This window comes from Streptomyces flaveus (assembly GCF_014647675.1).
Taxonomy (GTDB): domain Bacteria; phylum Actinomycetota; class Actinomycetes; order Streptomycetales; family Streptomycetaceae; genus Streptomyces; species Streptomyces flaveus.
On record NZ_BMPQ01000004.1, the window covers coordinates 242,477 to 260,196 of the forward strand.

Here is a 17,720-nt window from a genome sequence, read left to right on the forward strand (position 1 = left end):
GGCCGGTCAACGCGGCCACGTCGGCGGGAAGTTGGGCCGATGCGGGCGGCCGCCGGGGAGGGACACGTGCCCCTCCCCGGCGGCTGATGGGCTCAGGCCGCGGCAGGGGTGTAGTGGGAGGCTTCGTCGCCCTCGACGACGTGACTGAGGGTGCCGTCGACACCGGCCGGGACGTCTCCCGCGACGGTCACCCGGTGCAGCAGGCGCGGCAGGTCGCCGTAGTCGTCGGGGGCGTAGTGCTGGGTGATGCGGTTGTCGAACAGGACGAGGTCGCCCGGCGCCCAGACCACCCGCACGATGTTCTCCGGGCGGGTGACGTACGACTGGAAGATGCGCAGCAGGTCGCGGGATTCGGAGGGGCCGAGGCCGTCGATGCTCCGGGCGAAGCCGCCGATGAACAGTCCGCGCTCCCCGGTCTCGGGGTGGACGCGGACGACCGGGTGCGCGGTGCGGTACTTGCGGGAGACGAACCGCCTGCGGTGTTCGGCCGCCTTCTCGTTCTTGGGGGCCGCGTAGTCGTAGTCGTTGCTGTGGACCGCCCAGAGCTTGTCCGCCAGCTCGCGCAGTGGTTCGGGCAGGTCCCGGTAGGCGGCGGCCGAGTTGGCGATGAGGGTGTTGCCGCCGTAGGGCGGGATCACGATGCTGCGCAGCGTGGACGCCTTCGGAGGCGTACGGACGAAGGTGACGTCCGTGTGCCATTGGTTGGCGCGGATGCCCTCGTCGCCGTCGACGGGCAGGACGTTGGGCTGGCCGTCGACGGAGGGGACGGTGGGGTGCGCGGTGGTGAGGTCGCCGAAGAGGGAGGCGAAGCGGAGCTGGCCCGCGTCGTCGAGGTGCTGGTCGCGGAAGACGAGCGCCTTGTGTTCCAGGAGCGCGGAGTTGATCTCGGTGACGACGCCGGGGTCGAGGTCGGTGGACAGGTCCACGCCGAGGATCTCGGCGCCGATACGGCCGCCGATCCGGCGGATGTCGAAGCCGGTGCTGGTGGTCATGTGCGGGTGTTCCTTTCAGGAGGTGATCAGCGGGGATGTGATCAGTCGGGAGGTCGTCAGGAGGTGATGGGCGGGGAGGTTCCCTTGGACCCCGGTGGTCCGAGGGGAGGGCCGACGGCCCGTAGCGCGCCGGGGGTGCGGCCTTGTCCCCAGCCGATGTGGCGGCGGTAGCTGCCGAGCAGGCCGGTACGGTCCAAGTCCTCCTCGTCCGGGGCGGTGGAGTCGTCGGGCAGCGGACGGGTCAGGGGTGCGACGTACAGTGCGTCGGCCGGGCAGTTCGCCTCGCACTGGAAGCAGGTCTGGCAGTCGTCGCGGCGGGCGAGCACGGGGATGCCGTCCTCGCCGCGGTCGAAGACGTTGGTCGGGCAGACCTTGATGCACTTGTCGCAGGTGATGCAGCGTTCCGCCGAGACCAGTTCGATCACGAGGCCACCTCCAGTGACGCGGCCGGTGCCGTCGGTGCGGTCGGTGCGGACGTCAGGGGCTCGGTGCGGGTCCACACCCGGTCGAGACCACCGGTGACGATGCGGTGGTGCTGCTCGGGGTCCTGTGCCGGGAAGTCGAGCCGTTTGGCCATGCCGCGGGTCTCGGTGCGTGCCAGCGCCGAGGCGTACATCCACCGGGCATGCGCCGCCATCGCCGCCGCCTGCCTGGCCCGTACGGCGTCGTGGCCCTCGGCGTGCAGCGAGGCGCGAGTCTCCTCCCAGACGTCGTCGAGCACCTCCAGTGAGGCGGTGAGCCGGTCACCGTGGCGCAGATAGTTCTTTTCGTACGGCAGCACTTCGCCCTGGACCGCGGTGATGACGTCCCGGAAGCCGTCGGCGGAGCCCGGGGCGCCGGTCGGCCGGAGCCCGGCGCCCCCTGCGGCCACCAGGCGCCTCGTACCGGCGCGGATGCCGAGTGAGCGGGCGTGGCGGGCCGCCCCCCGGCCGGCCCAGGTGCCGGAGGAGATGGCCCAGGCGGCGTTGTGGCTGCCGCCGCCGGTGAAGCCACCGCAGATCAGCTCACGGGTGGCCGCGTCACCGGCTGCGTAAAGCCCGGGGACGGTGGTGGAGCAGTCGTCGCCGGTGATGCGGATGCCGCCGGTGCCGCGCACGGTGCCTTCGGCGAGGAGCGTGACGGCGAAGAGCTGGGTGAAGGGGTCGATGCCGAGCCGGTCGAAGGTGAGGAAGAAGTTGGGCTGGGCCAGCCGCATGGCCTGCCGGGCCGCCGCGTCCGCCCGGTCGAGGCGGCAGTACACCTTCTCGTCGAGCAGCGTACGAGCGATGACGGACCGTCCGCCCTGGCTGGCCGCACCCTCCAGGACCGTGCCGTCCTCGCGGTAGAAGGTTGCGAAGGAGTAGAACGCGGTCTTGGTGACGGAGGTGCCCTCGGGCGCGATGCCGTACGCGTTCGAGAACTCCATCCCGGACAGCTCCGCGCCTGCCTCGGCGGCGAACAGCGCACCGTCGCCGGTGTTGACGTTGCACCCCAGCGCGCCGCTGAGGAACGCGCAGCCGCCGGTGGCCAGGACGACCGCCCCGGCGCGTACCCGGTACGGCTGCCCGGCCTGGCGCCGATGACCCCGGGCCCCCGCGACCGCCCCGGACGGGTCGGTGAGCAGCTCGGTGACCGGGCTGTGGTCGAGGATGCGTGCTCCGGCCCGCTGGACGCGGATGCGCATCCTGCGCATGTACTCCGGTCCCTGCAGCCCGTTCCTGAGCTGCTTTCCGTCCGGCCCTGTGGGGAAGGGGTAGCGTCCGGCCGCTGCCAGCTCGTTCATGCCCGCGTACGTCTGGTCCAGCACCCGCGTCATCCAGCGCCGGTCGGCCAGATATCCGCCCAGGGCCTCCCTGCTCGCCATGGCCGCCTCGCGCGCGGCGGGCTCTGGGGGGACGTACCAGACGCCGGTTCCGGCGGAGGCGGTGGCGCCGCTGGTGCCGCAGTAGCCCTTGTCGGCGAGGACGACGTCCGCTCCGTCCTGGGCCGCCTTGAGCGCCGCCCATGCGGCTGCGGGGCCGCCGCCGACCACCAGGACGTCCGTGGTGAGGTCCAGCCCGGTCATGCGGGCCGCCCTCCTGCCGTGGCTGCCGCGGCCAGGCGGTTGGCGGGGCGGGCCAGGCCGTAGTGCTCGCGCAGGGTGCGGCCGGTGTACTCGGTGCGGAAGAGGCCTCGCTGCTGCAGGATCGGGACGACGTGGTCGACGAAGTCCTCCAGGCCGCCCGGCAGATGGGGCGGCATGATGTTGAAACCGTCGGCGGCGCCCTGGGTGAACCACTCCTCGAGCTGGTCGGCTATTTGTTCCGGTGTGCCGGCGAACACCCGGTGACCGCGGCCGGCACCGAGGCGGGCGATGAGCTCGCGCAGGGTGAGGCCGTCCCGGCGGGCGAGTTCGGCGACGAGCGTGAAGCGGCTCTTGTTGCCGTTGATGTCCCGCTCCTCGGGGAGTTCGGGCAGCGGCCCGTCCAGCGGCAGCCCGGTCAGGTCGGTGCCGAGCATGCCGGACAACTGGGTGAGCCCGTACTCGGGGACCTGAAGATCCGTCAGTTCCTGTTCCAGCGCGCGGGCCTCGGCCTCGGTCGAGCCGATGACGGGTGCTATGCCGGGAAGCACCAGCAACTGGTCCTCGGCACGGCCGTAGCGAGTCAGCCGTGACTTGAGGTCCTTGTAGAAGGCCTGGCCGTCGGCGAGGGTCTGCTGGGCGGTGAAGACGGCCTCGGCGTACTGGGCGGCGAACTCCTTGCCGTCCTCCGACGAACCGGCCTGCACCAGCAGCGGGTAGCCCTGCGGGGTGCGCGGCACGTTCAGCGGGCCCTGCACTCCGAAGTACGTTCCTCGATGGTTGATCTCCCGCACCTTGTCGGTGTCGGCGTAGACGCCCCGTTCCCGGTCGAGCAGGATCGCGTCGTCCTCCCAGCTGTCCCACAGCTTGGTCGCGACATCGACGAACTCCCGTGCCCGCTCGTAGCGCAGCCCGTGCTCCAGGTGCTCGTCCTGACCGAAGTTGCGGGCCTCGTTCACGGTGCCGGAGGTGACGATGTTCCAGCCGGCCCGGCCGCCGCTGATGTGGTCCAGGGAGGCGAACTTGCGGGCGGTGTGGAAGGGCTCGTTGAAGGTGGTGGAGACGGTGGCGATCAGGCCGACGTGCTCGGTGACCGCCGCCAGGGCGGACAGCAGGGTGAGCGGCTCGAAGCCGCCGAGCGCGTTGTGCCGGACCTTGCCCCACAGGGCGAGCCCGTCGGCGAGGAAGACCGAGTCGAGCAGGCCGCGTTCGGCGGTCCGCGCGAGGTGCTGGAAGTAGCGCAGGTCGTTGACGCGTTCGGGCTCGGTACGGGGGTGGCGCCAGGCGGCGTCGTGGTGGCCGGCGTTCATCAGGAAGGCGTTGAGATGCAGCCGACGGGGGCTGGTCGCGGTCATGGGGTTCCTCGGATCGGGGGCGGTGAGACGCAAAGGGACGAGAGGGTGGCCGGGTCAGCCGTCGGCCGGTACGCGCCAGGAGCTGAGCCGCCGCTCCACGGTGACCAGGAGCTGGTTGAAGGCCACGCCGATGGCGGAGATCGTGATGATGCCCGCGTACATCTGCGGGATCGCGAAGTTGTACTGCGAGGCGTTGATCAGATAGCCGAGTCCCGCCTTGGCGCCGATCATCTCGGCGGCGACCAGCACCAGGATGGACACCGCTCCGGCCAGTCGGATGCCGGTGAACATCACCGGTACCGAGGCCGGCAGGATGACCTTCTGGAACAGCCGGGGCGCGGAGAGGTTCATCGACTTCGCCAGCTTCAGCAGGGTCGGGTCGACGTTGCGGACCGCGCTGATGGTGTTGAGCAGGATCGGCCAGGTGCACGCGTACACCACGATGGAGATCTTCGAGGTCTCGCCGATGCCCAGCAGCAGTACGAACACCGGCAGCAGGGCCAGCGCCGCGGTGTTGCGGAACACCTCGAGCAGCGGTCCGAGGAGGTCGGCGACCGGCCGGTACCAGCCGATCAGCAGGCCGAGCGGCACGGCGACGGCCACGGCGAGACCGAACCCACTGAAGGAACGCGTCAGGCTGGCACGCGCATTGTCGGCGAGCTGACCGTCGGCGGCCAGCCCCCACCAGGCGTCGGCGACCTCGCTGAACGGCGGCAGGAAGGTCCGGTCGACCAGGCCGAGTCGCGGTGCGGTCTCCCACAGCAGGAGCAGAGCCACGATCGCAACGGACTTGGTCGCCCCCCTGACCAGCAGGTACGGCAGGCGGCGGACCGCATGGCGCAACCGGGCCGCCGTGGAGCGGGCCTGGTGCACGCCGGCCGGCGATGCGTCATGTGGCGCCGGCACAGCGGACACTGTGGACGTAGCGGGGGAAACGGCCGGGACGGGCTCGGCGGCGCTCACCACGCCCGGCGCCCTGGTCTTCTCGGTGGCCGTGCCGGTTGTGGGGCTCATACGGAAGCCTCCTCCTTCTCCAACTGCTGGGCCCTGGCCACCTCGTCGTGCAGCAGCGACCAGATCTCGTGCCGGTGTCGCGCGAACTCGGGACTGGAGCGGAGGTCGTCCGTCGCCGTACGCGAGTCGAAGGCGACCGGCACGATCTGCTTGATGCGACCCGGCCGGGACGTCATGACGGCGACGCGCTGTCCCAGGTAGACGGCCTCGTCGATGCCGTGCGTGATGAAGACGACGGTCTTCCCGGTGCGCTGCCAGATGCGCAGCAACTCGTCCTGCAGCGACTCCCGGGTCTGGGCGTCCAACGCGGCGAACGGCTCGTCCATCAGGAGCACATCGGGGTCGTAGGCGAGGCTGCGGGCGAGCGCCACCCGCTGCCGCATCCCGCCCGACAACTCGTGCGGATGGCGGTCCTCGAACCCGGTCAGCCCGACCAGATCCAGGAACTCCCTGGCTCGAGCGGCACGTTGACGTCGTGGGACGCCGGTGGCCTCCAGGCCGAACTCGACATTGCCCTGCGCCGTCCGCCACGGCAGCAGCGCGTACTGCTGGAACACGATGCCTCGGTCCAGGCCCGGGCCGGTGACGGGTGTGCCGTCCAGCAGGATCCGTCCGCCGGTGGGCTGGTTGAGGCCGCCGAGCAGATCCAGCAGCGTGGACTTTCCGCAGCCGCTGGGACCGACCAGGACGATGAACTCGCCGGCCGCTATCTCCAGATCGATGCCGTCGAGGGCGGTGAACCGGGTTGCCCGTCGGGCCCTCGTCCGGTCCTTGACGGTGAAGTCCTTCCGTACGTCCTCGAACACGATCTTGGGTGTAGTGGGTTCCGTGGTGGATTCCGGCATGGTTTCAGCTCCCGCTCTTCGTGGCGGAGGAGGACTTCTGGTTGCGGTTGAACTCATTGGTGTAGAGGTCCGACAGCGTGACCTGGTCCTTCTTGATGTCACCGCGGTCGGCCAGCCAGTCGATCCACAGCTGGAGTTCCTTGCCGGTGATCAGGCCCGCCTTCTCGGCGACGCCGTAGGAGCGCCAGTACTTCAGGGGTGCGGTGTCCTCGTTGCGGCGGCGCTTCTTCGCGATGTCCGTCATCCGGGCGATGACCTCTTCGTGCGGAGTGGAACGGGACCATTCGATGGCCCGCCCCACGGCGGTGACGAAGATCCGGGCCGTGTCGGGGTTCTGTTTCAGGAAGCGGTCCGTCATCACGAAGGTGCCGGCGCTGAACGCACCGAGCAGTTGGTAGTCCGTGAACAGCGGGCGGATGCCGCCGGCCGCCAGGGCCTTGTCGCGCAGGATGCCGCCGAGCACGGCTACGTCGATCTGCTTCTGACGCAGCGTCTGTTCGGTGTTGACCGGAGGCACCACGAGGGGCTCGACCTTGCCGATGTCCGCCCGGGACAGACCGCCTCGCTGCAGGTAGATGTCGAGCATGGCCTCGGAGTGGGCTCCGAGGGTGTTCATCCCGACCTTCTTGCCGAGCAGGTCCCGGGCCGAGCGGATGGGGCTGTCTTTGAGGACGTAGTAGCCGCTGTAGGCGTCCTTGTCGGACCCGTAGTAGCTGATGACGGCCTTGATGGGGGCGTTGTTCGCGGCCAGTTTGACGACCGCGCCGTTGAACGCGCCGCCGAAGTCGACCTGGCCCGTGGCCGCGGACTGGATGTCCTGCGGCCCGCTGATCGTGTTGCCGACCCACTTCAGCTTCACGTCCTCCAGATAGCCGAGATCCTCGGCCAACTCCGGCAAGGTCACCTGACCTGCCCAGCCCTGGTACCGGAGCGTCTTGGTCTGGCTCTTGCCCGAGGTGGCCCCGGCGGTCGTGCCGCAGCTCACGGCCACCGCAGAAAGACCGAGCAGGGAGAGGAACTGGCGTCGGGTCGATGCCGTAGTGGCCATGGAAAGGTCCTGTTCACATGAATGGGGACTGAGGTGGAATCGATGGCATGAAGAAGCCATAGCCGAGAGAGGTGATCGGTAATTGGGCACAAGCAAGGCGGATACCGAAAGGGGCATGATGCCCATCAGGAATGCCTGCTGAAAATCAGTCGTCTACACCGACAACAGTCGTGGTGGCCGACTGCGAAATTGGAGCGGGAGAGCAGCGCCGGTCAGCGCGTTCAGCGGCCGACGGCACAGATGGCGCTGGCCTGACGTCGCAGATCGACGTGCAGGCGCGCGGCGAGGTTCTCGGACTTGCTCACAGTCAAGACAGTTGCAGCGAAATCCAGCCAAGTCAATGTCGCTGCGTGAGCGTCTCATATTCTCAACCGCCCGACATGTGAGTGAAGTACAGCGTTCACAATTGTCTGGATGCCGGGTTGCGTGGCGAATGCCGATCATGTCGAGTTCGCCGGGAAAAGCCGAGCGGCAGCGCAAGCAAGGTCAGACAGGCAGGACGAACGGAGGGTGCGCGCCGTTGAGGAAATAGTCCCCGACATCGCGGAGCCGGTGAGCGACGGGCTCGTACAGTGTGTGGGTCCGGGCATTGCGCCAGAAGCGGTCGAAGCCCAGCCGTGAGGACGCGGAGCGGGCGCCGATGATGTCGAGGGCGCGGGAGGTCGACTCCTGCACGGCCCTGGAGGCGGCGGCTTCGGCCATGGCCACGAGGACCGAGATCTCCGCGTACTCGTCGTAGGTGAGGTCTGCACCGCGTGCCAGTCCGCCGTGCACGGCTGCCAGTGCTTGATCGGCGAGCGCGGATGCTGAGCGGGTGAGAAGTGTGAGTTCTCCATAGATGCTCAGCACATGGGGGTCCTGGGGAGAGCCGACTGGCCAGGCGGGGTGCCAGGGTGAGTGGCCGGCCCTGCTGTATTCCCGGGCTTCGGCGAGTACTCCCTCGGCCATGCCGAGACAGAGTTGGACGGAGAGAAGGCGTCCGACCGGCGATGCCATAGCAGCCAGGGGTGACAGGACGTCCTCGTCCGCGGACAGGGAACCGAGTACGTCGTCGGCGGAGACCCGGACGGCGTCGAACTCCACGCTGCCGCCGGCCGCGAGCCGCTGGCCGAAAGTGTCGGTGTCGCTGTCGATCACGACGCCGTGACGGGCGGGATCCACAGTGATGGCGAGTGGTTCGCCGGTGTCGGCCCGTACGGCCCGCACGGCGAGGCGGTCGGCGACCAGGACCCCGGTGGCGTAGGTCTGCCGGCCGTCCAGCACAAAGCCCCCGGCAGTCCTGGCCAGCGTCAGAGGCAGTTCCTGATGGGCAAAGCCGCCGCCCCAGCACCACTGCTCCGCCGAGGACTGCTGCTCGACGTGAGCAGCGAGGGAGGGCTCGGTGAAGAACCGGGCGCTCCACGACAGGAAGTAGTGACAGCCGAGCAGTTGACCGATCGCACCGTCGGCCGCGGCGACCTCCCGGACGACGGCGTAGGCCGCGGGCCAGTCCGATCCGCCTCCCCCGAACTCGGCCGGTATGAGGAGCGTCAGCAATCCCGATTCACGCAGCCGGGACACCTCGTCGAACGGGGCCTTGCCCGCCTGCTCCCTGGCCACCGCGTCCGTGGCCAGGTCGTCCGCCGTCTCACGGGCCACGCGCAGCCAGTGCGCACGGCCGGGCCCGGTCCGGTCGGATTCCGAGGCGGGGCCGGACGGCGCAGTGGCAACGCCCATGGCGGTGGTCTCCTCAAGGTCGGCGGCAAGGTGCGGAGTTGGGGCTCTGCTGCTGGTCGGGCACGTACTTGTAGCCCATGCGCCGTACGGTGATGATCCGGTGCCGGTGAGCCTTGCCCAGCTTGCGGCGCAGCCGCGCGATGTGGACATCCACGGTGCGGCCGTCGCCGATGTGGCCGTAGCCCCAGATGGCGGCCATCAACTGCTCTCGCGAATGCACCTGGTGGGGATGCTGTACGAGATGGGCCAGCAGCCCGAACTCCAGGTAGGTCAGGTCGAGTTCGTGTCCGTCCACTTCTGCGACATGTCGCGCGGAATCGGTTCGGATCGCACCGCCTCCTGTCTGCTGCACGGGAGGCGAGTCCGTGTAGGCGACCCGTCGGATCTCCGGCCGCGTCACGTCCTCGGCGAAGAGCCGGGCGGGATCGGTGCCCTCGGGGACGAGGATGAGATAGCCGACGAGGGGAGCGGAACCGTTTCCCCCGTCGCTGTCCTGTGTGGTGTCGTCCACGAGGCGGAGATGGCGCATGTCGGGAAGCAGCGAGTCCGGTGGAGTGGCCTGGGGCGGAACTGCCGTGGTCATGGCGGTCGTCCTTCAGAAGTACGTCGGCGCGGTGGGTGGTGGCGCCTGATCACCTGGGATGGGGGAGAAGGAGCGGATGCGGCACACGCGCAAGATGCGGGCCGCGTGTCTTACACGCGACAGCAGGCGGCGCTGACGACGTGACCAAAGTCGACATGCCGACGACTGACGAGTCGTTGCTGCGTGTGGGACATGTGCATCATCCTGCGCGCCCGCCGGACGGGGCGTCAATACTTCCCTAGTAAATCGATAGGAAATGTAGGCTACGCAACACCGCGGGTGGTCTCACCGGTCACCCCCGACCGTCGGGCGGGCGTCGGGCGCGGTCGCCCTGTTCAGCAGGGCGCGAAGCGCGGCCAGACGGATCCTGAGCCTCTGCGGAGGCGTGGGCGGCAGTGCGCGGGCGGAGCCACGCGCGTAGTGGCGCTCGACGTAGAACTGCCCCGCGCTGAGCACAGTGGTGACGGCGATGTACCAGAGGGTGGCCACCATCAGCAGCGGGATGACCTGGTAGGTCTGGTTGTAGACCAACTGCACCGAGTACAGCAGGTCGTGCACCGCCAGCACGCTGACGATGCTGGTGCCCTTCAGCGTGCCGATCAACATGTTCCCGGCGGTCGGCACGATGGAGCGCATCGCCTGCGGAATCACGATCCGGCGCAGGGTGCGCCGCCGGCCGATGCCGAGAGCCTGGGCGGCCTCCGTCTGGCCGGAGTCGACGGAAAGGATGCCGCCGCGCACCACCTCGGCGGCGTACGCGGCTTCGTGCAGGGTCAGTCCGATGACGGCCGTGAGCGTGGGCCCGAGCAGGTTGACCGTCTTGACGGTGACGAACTGCGGGCCGAACGGGATGCCGAGGCCGAGCGTCGGGTAGAGGGCGCCGATGTTGAACCAGAACAGGAGCTGCACCAGCAGCGGGGTGGACCGGAAGATCCACACATAGCCCCAACTCAGCGTGCGCAACACAGGGTTGGCGGACAGCCGCATCACGGCCAGGGGGATGCCGAGCAGAAAGCCGAGCACCATCACCACGCCGGTCAGCCACAGGGTGAGCAGCAGCCCGTCGAGTACGGCGGCGGTGGTGAAGTACCGGCCCACCACGGCCCATTGGAAGGCGTCGTTGCGGACCACGGAGTTGACGGCCGTAGCGAAGACCAACAGTGCCGCGGCGGCTGTCAGCCAGCGGCCGATGTGCCGGCGCGCCACGATTCGCGGCAGATCGTCGGGGGTGCCGGGGTTCCGCCGCTTGTCGGCGGGGACGGCGCCGGGAGCGGTGACGTCGGAAGGCAGAGGCATGACCATCGGGAGGCTCTCCGGGAGAGGGAGTTGCGGGCGTCGGTGACCATCCGGTGGCACACGTGGGCAAGCACTGCGCAGGTTGTGAGCAGGTTCACGCAGGTACGGTGCGGCCGGGGTCCGGCGTCATCACGCTCGCCGCGTCCCTCAACGCGGCCGGAGAGGCTGCCGCACACGGCGGGAGCCGATCCGCCATCGATCTTTGGGGCCGCAGCAGGGATCTGTCAACAAGGAGTTGGAGTCGGTCAAGGCCGGTCCGGCATACGAGCGCTGGTTGACGAAGAGCGAGATGTACTGCTCAATTAGTCGCATGAATGCCCATCAGCGCTTGGTCTCGCGTGACCACATCGACTTCGGTCGAGTGTGGTCCGCAGCGTGTTGCGCCTGACGCGGCAGCGGGCCGTCTGACCGGCCTCTCCCTCCCTCGGTAACCCCGTCGCGGGCCGAGTTCTCCCTTCGTATCACCGTTGCGCGCGGGCGCTGACCCGCGTACGGACACGGTCCCTGCGAGCCCTGGTGCGCGCTGCCGCCACCCCGATTACCCGACACCCCGGTGTCGTCACGCTCCCGCCAGTCAGCCATTCCCTGACGTGTAGTCACATTCTGCGCCGCAAAGGGCTGTTCCGTCCTGCCCGCGTGCGCCCTCAGGCCCCCTAGCCCGTACGAAAGGCATTCCCATGCCCGTGGAGTTCCTTGGCATCGCCGCGACCAACAACGGCTCCGAAACCACCCCGCGCTCCGGCGCCGCCTTCGGCAAGGAGTACACACTCCGGCTCGCCCGGGCGCACGAGGACCACGGCTGGGACAGGGTGCTGTTCGCCTACGGCTCCGGATCGCCCGACCCCGCACCGGCCGCCGCGTACATCGCGAGCAGGCTGGACCGCCTCCAGATCCTGCTGGCCCACCGGCCCAACGTCTCGTACCCGACCTACGCCGCCAAGACCTTCGCCACCCTCGACCAGATCAGCGAGGGCCGCCTGACCGTGCACTTCATCACCGGCGGCAACGACCACGAACAGGGCCGCGAGGGCGACACCCTCACCAAGGACGAGCGTTACGCCCGCACCCGTGAGTACATCCGCATCGTCAAGAAGATCTGGACCACCCACGAGCCCTTCGACCACGAGGGCGAGCACTACCGCTTCCACGACTTCGTCAGCGATGTCTTCCCGGTCCAACAGCCCCGCCCGAACGTGTCGTTCGGCGGCTCGTCGCCCGCCGCGTACGCCGCCGGGGGCGCCGAGGCCGACATCTATTGCCTGTGGGGCGAGCCCCTGGCGAAGACCGCCGAGCAGATCGAGCACGTGAAGGCCGCCGCGAAGGCTGCGGGCCGCACCGATGTGCCGCGTATCCAGGTGGCGTTCCGCCCGATCATCGCCCCGACCGAGGAACTGGCCTGGGAAAAGGCGCACCGCACGGTCGGCGCGATCAAGGCCCGCAAGGAGAAGGGCGAGGCGATCACCAAGCGGCACAACGGGAATGCCCAGCCACAGAACACGGGGGCCCAGCGGCTGATCGCCATCGCCGAGGCGGGGGAGCGTTACGACCGCGCCCTGTGGACCCCGACCGCCGCCGCAACCGGTGGCGCGGGAAACTCCAACGCCCTCGTCGGCACCCCGGAGACGGTCGCCCGGGCGCTCCTCGACTACTACGACCTCGGCGTCGACATCCTCTCGGCCCGCGGCTACGACCTGCTGGGCGACGCGACCGACTTCGGCCGGTACGTGATCCCGATCGTCCGCGAGGAGGTCGCCAAGCGGGACGCCGAGCGGGCGGCCCGGGGCACGCAGACGCTCGCGGCGGTGAACGGATGACCTCTGTCGCGCAACCACCGCCGCCCTCCAGTGAGCTGACGGTCATTCACGTGACGGTGGCCGACCCACGCGTGGAGCCGCTGCTGCGCGAACTCGGCAACGAGTACTCGGCCCGGTACGGCAAGGACGCCCACGCCGAAATGGCCCGTTACCCCGATGAGGAGTTCACCGCTCCGTACGGCGGCGTACTGCTCCTGCTCCTCGAACGTGGCCGACCGGTCGCGGGCGGCGCTTTCCGCCGGTACGACGAGACCACGGCCGAGCTGAAGAGGATCTGGACACATTCCGCCCACCGCCGACGCGGCCTCGCCCGCCGCGTCGTCGCCGAGCTGGAGCGCGAAGCGAGCGCCCGCGGCTACCGGCGGATCTACCTGACGACCGGGCCGCGCCAGCCGGAGGCGCGTGGCCTGTACCTGGTCACCGGCTACACGCCGCTGTTCGACACGGAGGCCGACCCGGAAACCATCGGCCCGCTGCCCTTCGAGAAGCACCTGCCGGCCGAAGCATGCACCGCACGTACGCGAAAGGCAGCCGACCAGTGAACCTTCGCACGATCAGAACCCGCCTGCGCATCACCACCGCCCTCGCGCTGCTGCCCGTACTGGCGCTGACCGCCTGTGGCTCCGGCGGCACTTCCGGCACCGCACCGGCAGGCGCTCAGGCATCCCCCGCACCGAGCGACGACCCGGTCGCCGCCGTGCGCAAGGTGGACTCCGTCGCCGCTCTGCTGCCCGCCGGCGTACGCAAGTCGGGCACGCTGCGGGTCGGCAGCTCGGTCGGGTTCCCGCCGGGGGCGTACTACCCGAACGGGTCGGACAAGCCGCCCGCGGGCCAGGACATCGACCTCGCCAACGCCGTGGCCAAGGTCCTCGGTGTGAAGCTGAACCGGCAGGACGCCTCGTTCGAGACGATCCTGCCCGCCCTCGGCAGCGGCAAGTACGACTTCGGTACGGGGAACTTCGGCGTCACCGCCGAGCGGCTGAAGACCGTCGACTTCGCCACCTACATCAACGACGGCCAGGGCTTCGCGGTGAAGACGGGCAGCACCGTGCTCAAGACGAAGGTCACCGACCTGACCCAGTTGTGCGGCCTGACCGTCGGCACCGGCGCCGGAACCACCTTCGAGGCGACCCTCGACGCTCAGAAGGGGGTGTGCGCGAAGGCGGGCAAGAAGCCGTACGACGTGAAGGTCTACTCGGAGAACGGGGCGACGTTCACCGCCCTCCAGCAGGGCCGCATCGACGTGGTCATGTCGACCATCAACGGCCTGCGCTACCAGGCGGCGCAATCCGCGTCGCAGACCACCTTCCTCGGTGAGTACCACCGCCTCGACGTCGGCTTCGCCTTCAAGAAGGGCTCCCCGCTCACCAAGGCGTTCCAGGCCGCCGTCAACGAGCTGATCAAGGACGGCACGTACGCCCGGATCCTCAAGAAGTGGGGCACCTCCGCCTCCGCGATCGAGACGTCGCAGATCAACCCGCCCGAGCACACTGAGAGTTGAGCAGGAACACCACGATGGGACTCACCACCGATTCCACCTCCGCGCCACCCGGCGCGGACGCCCCGGGCACCGGCTCCCAAGCCCCGCCCGCCCCCGACGACCCGGCCTCGCTCAAGATCGTCCCTGCCCGCCACTACGCCCGGTGGGTGGCGGCAGTCGCCGTGATCGTGCTGGTCGCCCAGTTCGTGCACGGGCTCGCCACCAACCCCGTGTGGGAGTGGAACGTCTTCTTCGACTACGTCTTCTCGGAGACGATCGTCCAGGCAGTGTGGGTGACCCTCCAGCTCACCGCCTACGCCACGGTGCTGGGCTTCCTCCTGGGGACCGTCCTGGCCTTCATGCGGCTGTCACGCAGCCCCGTGCTGCAGACCGTCGCCTGGACCTACATCTGGATCTTCCGGTCGATCCCGATGATCGTCCAGCTGGTGTTCTGGTTCAACCTGAGCGCGTTGTACGAGTCGTTGGGCGTCGGCATCCCCTTCGGCCCGGTGTTCTGGTCCGTCGACAGCAACAGCCTCATCGGCACCATCGGCGCCGCCATCATCGGGCTGACGCTGCACCAGGCCGCGTACGCCGCCGAGATCGTCCGCGGCGGAGTCATCGCCGTCGACCACGGACAGCTGGAGGCCGCCGCGGCGCTGGGCATTCCCCGGCTGCGGCAGATCCGCCGGATCGTGCTGCCACAGGCCATGCGCGCCATCCTGCCCACGGCCGGCAACGAGATCATCGGTCTGCTCAAGGGCACCTCGGTGGTCTACGTCATGGCGATCGGCGAGCTCTTCTACCAGGTGCAGGTCATCTACGGCCGCAACGGCCGGGTGATCCCGCTGCTGCTGGTCGCCACCGCCTGGTACGTCGTCCTCACCTCCCTGCTGTCGATCGCGCAGTACTACGTGGAGCGGCGCTACGCCCGAGGCGCCAACCGCACCCCGCCGCCCACCCCGCTCCAGCGCGCCCGGCGCTTCGTCCGCAACGTGCGCGCCGCGGCGGCGCAGCGCAACCAGCCCGTCGTACCCCTGAAGCCCTTGGGAGACAGCCGATGAGCGACGTGACGGTGGCCGTCAAGGACACGAAGCCGACGGTCGACGGCGTGATGGTGGATGTCCACGGAGTTCACAAGAGTTTCGGCCCGCTGGAGGTGCTGCGCGGCGTCGACCTCCGAGTCCGCGCCGGCGAGGTCACTGTGATCCTCGGCCCGTCCGGCTCCGGAAAGTCCACTCTGCTGCGGACCATCAACCACCTGGAGAAGGTCAACCGCGGCTGGATCAGCATCGACGGCGAGCTCATCGGCTACCGCCGCTCCGGCGGCAAGCTGCACGAGCTGAAGGAGAAGGAGGTTCTGAAGCAGCGCACCCACATCGGGTTCGTCTTCCAGAACTTCAACCTCTTCCCGCACCTGACCGTGCTGGAGAACCTCGTCGAGGCACCCGTCTCCGCGCTGCGCCGCCCCCGCAAGGAGGCGGAGGAAACCGCTCGTCGGCTGCTTGACCGGGTCGGGCTCGCCGACAAGACCGACGCCTATCCACGGCAGTTGTCCGGAGGCCAGCAGCAGCGCGTCGCCATCGCCCGCGCACTCGCCCTCGAACCCAAGGTGCTGCTCTTCGACGAGCCCACCTCGGCGCTCGACCCGGAACTGGTCGGTGAAGTCCTCGATGTCATCAAGGACTTGGCCCGTACCGGCACCACCATGATCGTCGTGAGTCACGAGATCGGCTTCGCCCGCGAGGTCGCCGACACCGTGGTGTTCATGGACGGCGGGGTCGTCGTGGAACAGGGGTCGCCGTCGGCCGTCCTGGACGCCCCGCAGCACGAGCGCACCCGCGCGTTCCTCTCCAAGGTCCTCTGACCGACTCCCCTGATTCTGAACCCTGTTCCAGCACGCAAGGAGAACGACCACCATGTCCGTCCGCGTCTCTCGCCGCACCGCCGCAGCCTCGTTCGGGCTCGCCGCAGCACTCGTCCTCGCCGCCTGCGCCAACCCCGACGAAGGCGGTACGACCGACGTTGCGGCGTCCGGGGACGGCAAGACCATCACGAAGATCAACACCAGCCCGGACCAGAAGCGCATCACCACCGGCAAGGTCGACTCCATAGCCGCCGAGGTGCCCAAGGAGATCCGCGAGAGGGGCACCTTGAAGCTCGTCGGCTCGGCCGGCAGCCAGGCGCCGCTGGGCTTCTACGCCACCGACAACAAGACTCGTATCGGAGTCGAGATCGACCTCGCGTACCTGGTCTCCAACGTGCTCGGGCTGAAGCCGGAATACACCCCGGTCTCCTGGGAGAACATCTTCGTCGGCCTCGACAGCGCCAAGTACGACGCCGGCCTCAGCAACATCACCGTCACCGAGGAGCGCAAGGAGAAGTACGACTTCGCCACCTACCGCGAGGACAACCTGGCTTTCGAGGCGAAGAAGGACAGCGGTCTGAAGGTCACCGGGCCGAAGGACGTGGCGGGCCAGACCGTCGCCGTGGGCAGCGGCACCAACCAGGAGAAGCTGCTCATCGAGTGGAGCAAGGAGAACGAGAAGGCCGGCCGCAAACCGGTGGACATCAAGTACTACCAGAACGACAGCGACACGTACCTTGCTCTCCAGTCCGGCCGTATCGACCTCTACCTCGGCCCCAACCCGACCGCCGCCTACCACGCAGCCACCACTGGGAAGACGGAGGTCGTCGGCACCTACTCCGGCGCCGGCTCCACCCTCCAGGGCCTCATCGCGGCCACCACCAAGAAGGACAGCGGCCTGGTCAAGCCGCTAGCCGCCGCGATCGACGAAATCATCGACAACGGCATGTACGCCAAGGTGCTGAAGCGCTGGGGCCTGTCCGACGAGGCCGTGACCAAGTCCGAGATCAACCCGCCCGGCCTGCCCAAGACCAACAAGTAGCCGGACGGCCCGAACTGTCCCAGCCCTCTTGGTACTCCTGAAAGGTCTCCCCATGTCCACCGTCCTCTCCGTCTCAGGAAGCCCCTCCGCCACCTCCCGCACCGCACGGCTGCTGCGTCACCTGGACGACCGGCTCGTCGCGCAAGGGCACGAGGTGATCCCGCTGGACGTCCGTACCCTCCCCGCCGAGGCGCTGCTCGGAGCCGACTTCCGGCACCCGGCGATCGTCGAGGCCACGGCCCTGTTCGAGCGGGCGGACGGGTTGGTGATCGGTACTCCCGTCTACAAGGCCGCATACTCCGGGCTGCTGAAGTCGCTGCTCGACCTGCTCCCGCAGTACGCGCTGGTGGGCAAGACCGTTCTTCCCCTGGCCACCGGCGGTACCACCGCCCACGTTCTGGCCATCGATTACGCCCTGCGCCCCGTGCTGAGCTCCATGGGTGCCGCGCACATCGTCCCGGGCTGGTTCACACTCGACAAGGACATCGCGGTGGGCGACGACGGCACGCTGACCGTCGCGCCGGGCTCGGCCGAGGCCCTGGCGCAGGTCACGGATCAGTTCTCCGCCGCGCTGGGCGGCCGTACCACGTTGCTGGCGGCCACCGGATGAGCTCCGCGACCGTGTTC

At 69.0% G+C, this 17,720-nt stretch carries 18 protein-coding genes; 7 read left to right on the forward strand and 11 right to left on the reverse strand.

The window, feature by feature from the left end:
- Window positions 1–92: 92 nt before the first annotated feature.
- The 11 genes from IEZ21_RS10485 to IEZ21_RS10530 form a co-directional block, all read right to left on the reverse strand.
- The gene (locus IEZ21_RS10485; protein ID WP_189321598.1) at window positions 93–992 is read right to left on the reverse strand and encodes a TauD/TfdA dioxygenase family protein; all 900 of its coding nucleotides are present in this window, start codon (window positions 990–992) and stop codon (window positions 93–95) included.
- Window positions 993–1,048: 56 nt separating this feature from the next.
- The gene (locus IEZ21_RS10490; RefSeq protein ID WP_189321599.1) at window positions 1,049–1,417 is read right to left on the reverse strand and encodes a 4Fe-4S dicluster domain-containing protein; all 369 of its coding nucleotides are present in this window, start codon (window positions 1,415–1,417) and stop codon (window positions 1,049–1,051) included.
- A complete protein-coding gene (locus IEZ21_RS10495; protein WP_189321600.1) occupies window positions 1,414–3,036 on the reverse strand; it encodes an FAD-dependent oxidoreductase in 1,623 nt (540 codons plus the stop codon). Before IEZ21_RS10495 ends, IEZ21_RS10490 begins: the two co-directional genes overlap by 4 nt.
- Complete coding sequence (locus IEZ21_RS10500; protein WP_189321601.1) at window positions 3,033–4,388, reverse strand: LLM class flavin-dependent oxidoreductase; 1,356 nt, start codon at window positions 4,386–4,388, stop codon at window positions 3,033–3,035. The genes IEZ21_RS10495 and IEZ21_RS10500 overlap by 4 nt, the downstream gene beginning before the upstream one ends.
- A 54-nt stretch (window positions 4,389–4,442) precedes the next feature.
- Complete coding sequence (locus IEZ21_RS10505; RefSeq protein ID WP_246567542.1) at window positions 4,443–5,402, reverse strand: ABC transporter permease; 960 nt, start codon at window positions 5,400–5,402, stop codon at window positions 4,443–4,445.
- The gene (locus IEZ21_RS10510; protein WP_189321602.1) at window positions 5,399–6,247 is read right to left on the reverse strand and encodes an ABC transporter ATP-binding protein; all 849 of its coding nucleotides are present in this window, start codon (window positions 6,245–6,247) and stop codon (window positions 5,399–5,401) included. Before IEZ21_RS10510 ends, IEZ21_RS10505 begins: the two co-directional genes overlap by 4 nt.
- A 4-nt stretch (window positions 6,248–6,251) precedes the next feature.
- Window positions 6,252–7,295: an ABC transporter substrate-binding protein gene (locus IEZ21_RS10515; RefSeq protein WP_189321603.1), complete on the reverse strand. Its 1,044-nt coding sequence runs from the start codon at window positions 7,293–7,295 to the stop codon at window positions 6,252–6,254.
- Between the two features lie 221 nt (window positions 7,296–7,516).
- Window positions 7,517–7,600: a putative leader peptide gene (locus IEZ21_RS48775; RefSeq protein WP_106972604.1), complete on the reverse strand. Its 84-nt coding sequence runs from the start codon at window positions 7,598–7,600 to the stop codon at window positions 7,517–7,519.
- Window positions 7,601–7,781: 181 nt separating this feature from the next.
- Entirely contained in the window at window positions 7,782–9,011 is a 1,230-nt protein-coding gene (locus tag IEZ21_RS10520; RefSeq protein ID WP_189321604.1) for an acyl-CoA dehydrogenase family protein, read from the reverse strand.
- Between the two features lie 13 nt (window positions 9,012–9,024).
- Window positions 9,025–9,594, reverse strand: coding sequence for a winged helix-turn-helix domain-containing protein (locus IEZ21_RS10525; RefSeq protein ID WP_189321605.1), 570 nt, complete (start codon window positions 9,592–9,594; stop codon window positions 9,025–9,027).
- A 285-nt stretch (window positions 9,595–9,879) separates the two neighbouring features.
- Complete coding sequence (locus IEZ21_RS10530; protein ID WP_189321606.1) at window positions 9,880–10,890, reverse strand: amino acid ABC transporter permease; 1,011 nt, start codon at window positions 10,888–10,890, stop codon at window positions 9,880–9,882.
- A 677-nt stretch (window positions 10,891–11,567) separates the two neighbouring features.
- Between IEZ21_RS10530 and IEZ21_RS10535 the strand changes: the two genes are divergently transcribed.
- The 7 genes from IEZ21_RS10535 to ssuE are packed head-to-tail and all read left to right on the forward strand — an operon-like array spanning window position 11,568 to window position 17,703.
- Window positions 11,568–12,704, forward strand: a complete 1,137-nt coding sequence (locus IEZ21_RS10535; RefSeq protein ID WP_189321607.1) for an LLM class flavin-dependent oxidoreductase — start codon at window positions 11,568–11,570, stop codon at window positions 12,702–12,704.
- On the forward strand, window positions 12,701–13,246 hold the full coding sequence (locus IEZ21_RS10540) for a GNAT family N-acetyltransferase (protein WP_189321608.1): 546 nt from the start codon (window positions 12,701–12,703) through the stop codon (window positions 13,244–13,246). The genes IEZ21_RS10535 and IEZ21_RS10540 overlap by 4 nt, the downstream gene beginning before the upstream one ends.
- On the forward strand, window positions 13,243–14,205 hold the full coding sequence (locus IEZ21_RS10545; RefSeq protein ID WP_246567544.1) for an ABC transporter substrate-binding protein: 963 nt from the start codon (window positions 13,243–13,245) through the stop codon (window positions 14,203–14,205). Before IEZ21_RS10540 ends, IEZ21_RS10545 begins: the two co-directional genes overlap by 4 nt.
- A 14-nt stretch (window positions 14,206–14,219) precedes the next feature.
- Entirely contained in the window at window positions 14,220–15,248 is a 1,029-nt protein-coding gene (locus IEZ21_RS10550) for an amino acid ABC transporter permease (protein ID WP_189321610.1), read from the forward strand.
- Complete coding sequence (locus IEZ21_RS10555; protein ID WP_281399416.1) at window positions 15,245–16,051, forward strand: amino acid ABC transporter ATP-binding protein; 807 nt, start codon at window positions 15,245–15,247, stop codon at window positions 16,049–16,051. Before IEZ21_RS10550 ends, IEZ21_RS10555 begins: the two co-directional genes overlap by 4 nt.
- A gap of 52 nt (window positions 16,052–16,103) precedes the next feature.
- Complete coding sequence (locus tag IEZ21_RS10560; RefSeq protein WP_189321611.1) at window positions 16,104–17,093, forward strand: ABC transporter substrate-binding protein; 990 nt, start codon at window positions 16,104–16,106, stop codon at window positions 17,091–17,093.
- A gap of 52 nt (window positions 17,094–17,145) precedes the next feature.
- Window positions 17,146–17,703, forward strand: a complete 558-nt coding sequence (ssuE, locus tag IEZ21_RS10565; protein ID WP_189321612.1) for an NADPH-dependent FMN reductase — start codon at window positions 17,146–17,148, stop codon at window positions 17,701–17,703.
- Window positions 17,704–17,720 lie beyond the last annotated feature (17 nt).

Bases quoted from the DNA above. Each gene is read 5' to 3' on its own strand.
- IEZ21_RS10500 (WP_189321601.1), bottom strand. From the start codon at position 4,388: ATGACCGCGACCAGCCCCCGTCGGCTGCATCTCAACGCCTTCCTGATG.
- IEZ21_RS10515 (WP_189321603.1), bottom strand. From the start codon at position 7,295: ATGGCCACTACGGCATCGACCCGACGCCAGTTCCTCTCCCTGCTCGGT.
- IEZ21_RS10555 (WP_281399416.1), top strand. From the start codon at position 15,245: ATGAGCGACGTGACGGTGGCCGTCAAGGACACGAAGCCGACGGTCGAC.
- IEZ21_RS10540 (WP_189321608.1), top strand. From the start codon at position 12,701: ATGACCTCTGTCGCGCAACCACCGCCGCCCTCCAGTGAGCTGACGGTC.
- IEZ21_RS10530 (WP_189321606.1), bottom strand. From the start codon at position 10,890: ATGCCTCTGCCTTCCGACGTCACCGCTCCCGGCGCCGTCCCCGCCGAC.
- IEZ21_RS10510 (WP_189321602.1), bottom strand. From the start codon at position 6,247: ATGCCGGAATCCACCACGGAACCCACTACACCCAAGATCGTGTTCGAG.
- IEZ21_RS10520 (WP_189321604.1), bottom strand. From the start codon at position 9,011: ATGGGCGTTGCCACTGCGCCGTCCGGCCCCGCCTCGGAATCCGACCGG.
- ssuE (WP_189321612.1), top strand. From the start codon at position 17,146: ATGTCCACCGTCCTCTCCGTCTCAGGAAGCCCCTCCGCCACCTCCCGC.
- IEZ21_RS10485 (WP_189321598.1), bottom strand. From the start codon at position 992: ATGACCACCAGCACCGGCTTCGACATCCGCCGGATCGGCGGCCGTATC.
- IEZ21_RS10550 (WP_189321610.1), top strand. From the start codon at position 14,220: ATGGGACTCACCACCGATTCCACCTCCGCGCCACCCGGCGCGGACGCC.
- IEZ21_RS10535 (WP_189321607.1), top strand. From the start codon at position 11,568: ATGCCCGTGGAGTTCCTTGGCATCGCCGCGACCAACAACGGCTCCGAA.
- IEZ21_RS10560 (WP_189321611.1), top strand. From the start codon at position 16,104: ATGTCCGTCCGCGTCTCTCGCCGCACCGCCGCAGCCTCGTTCGGGCTC.
- IEZ21_RS10525 (WP_189321605.1), bottom strand. From the start codon at position 9,594: ATGACCACGGCAGTTCCGCCCCAGGCCACTCCACCGGACTCGCTGCTT.
- IEZ21_RS10495 (WP_189321600.1), bottom strand. From the start codon at position 3,036: ATGACCGGGCTGGACCTCACCACGGACGTCCTGGTGGTCGGCGGCGGC.
- IEZ21_RS10505 (WP_246567542.1), bottom strand. From the start codon at position 5,402: ATGAGCCCCACAACCGGCACGGCCACCGAGAAGACCAGGGCGCCGGGC.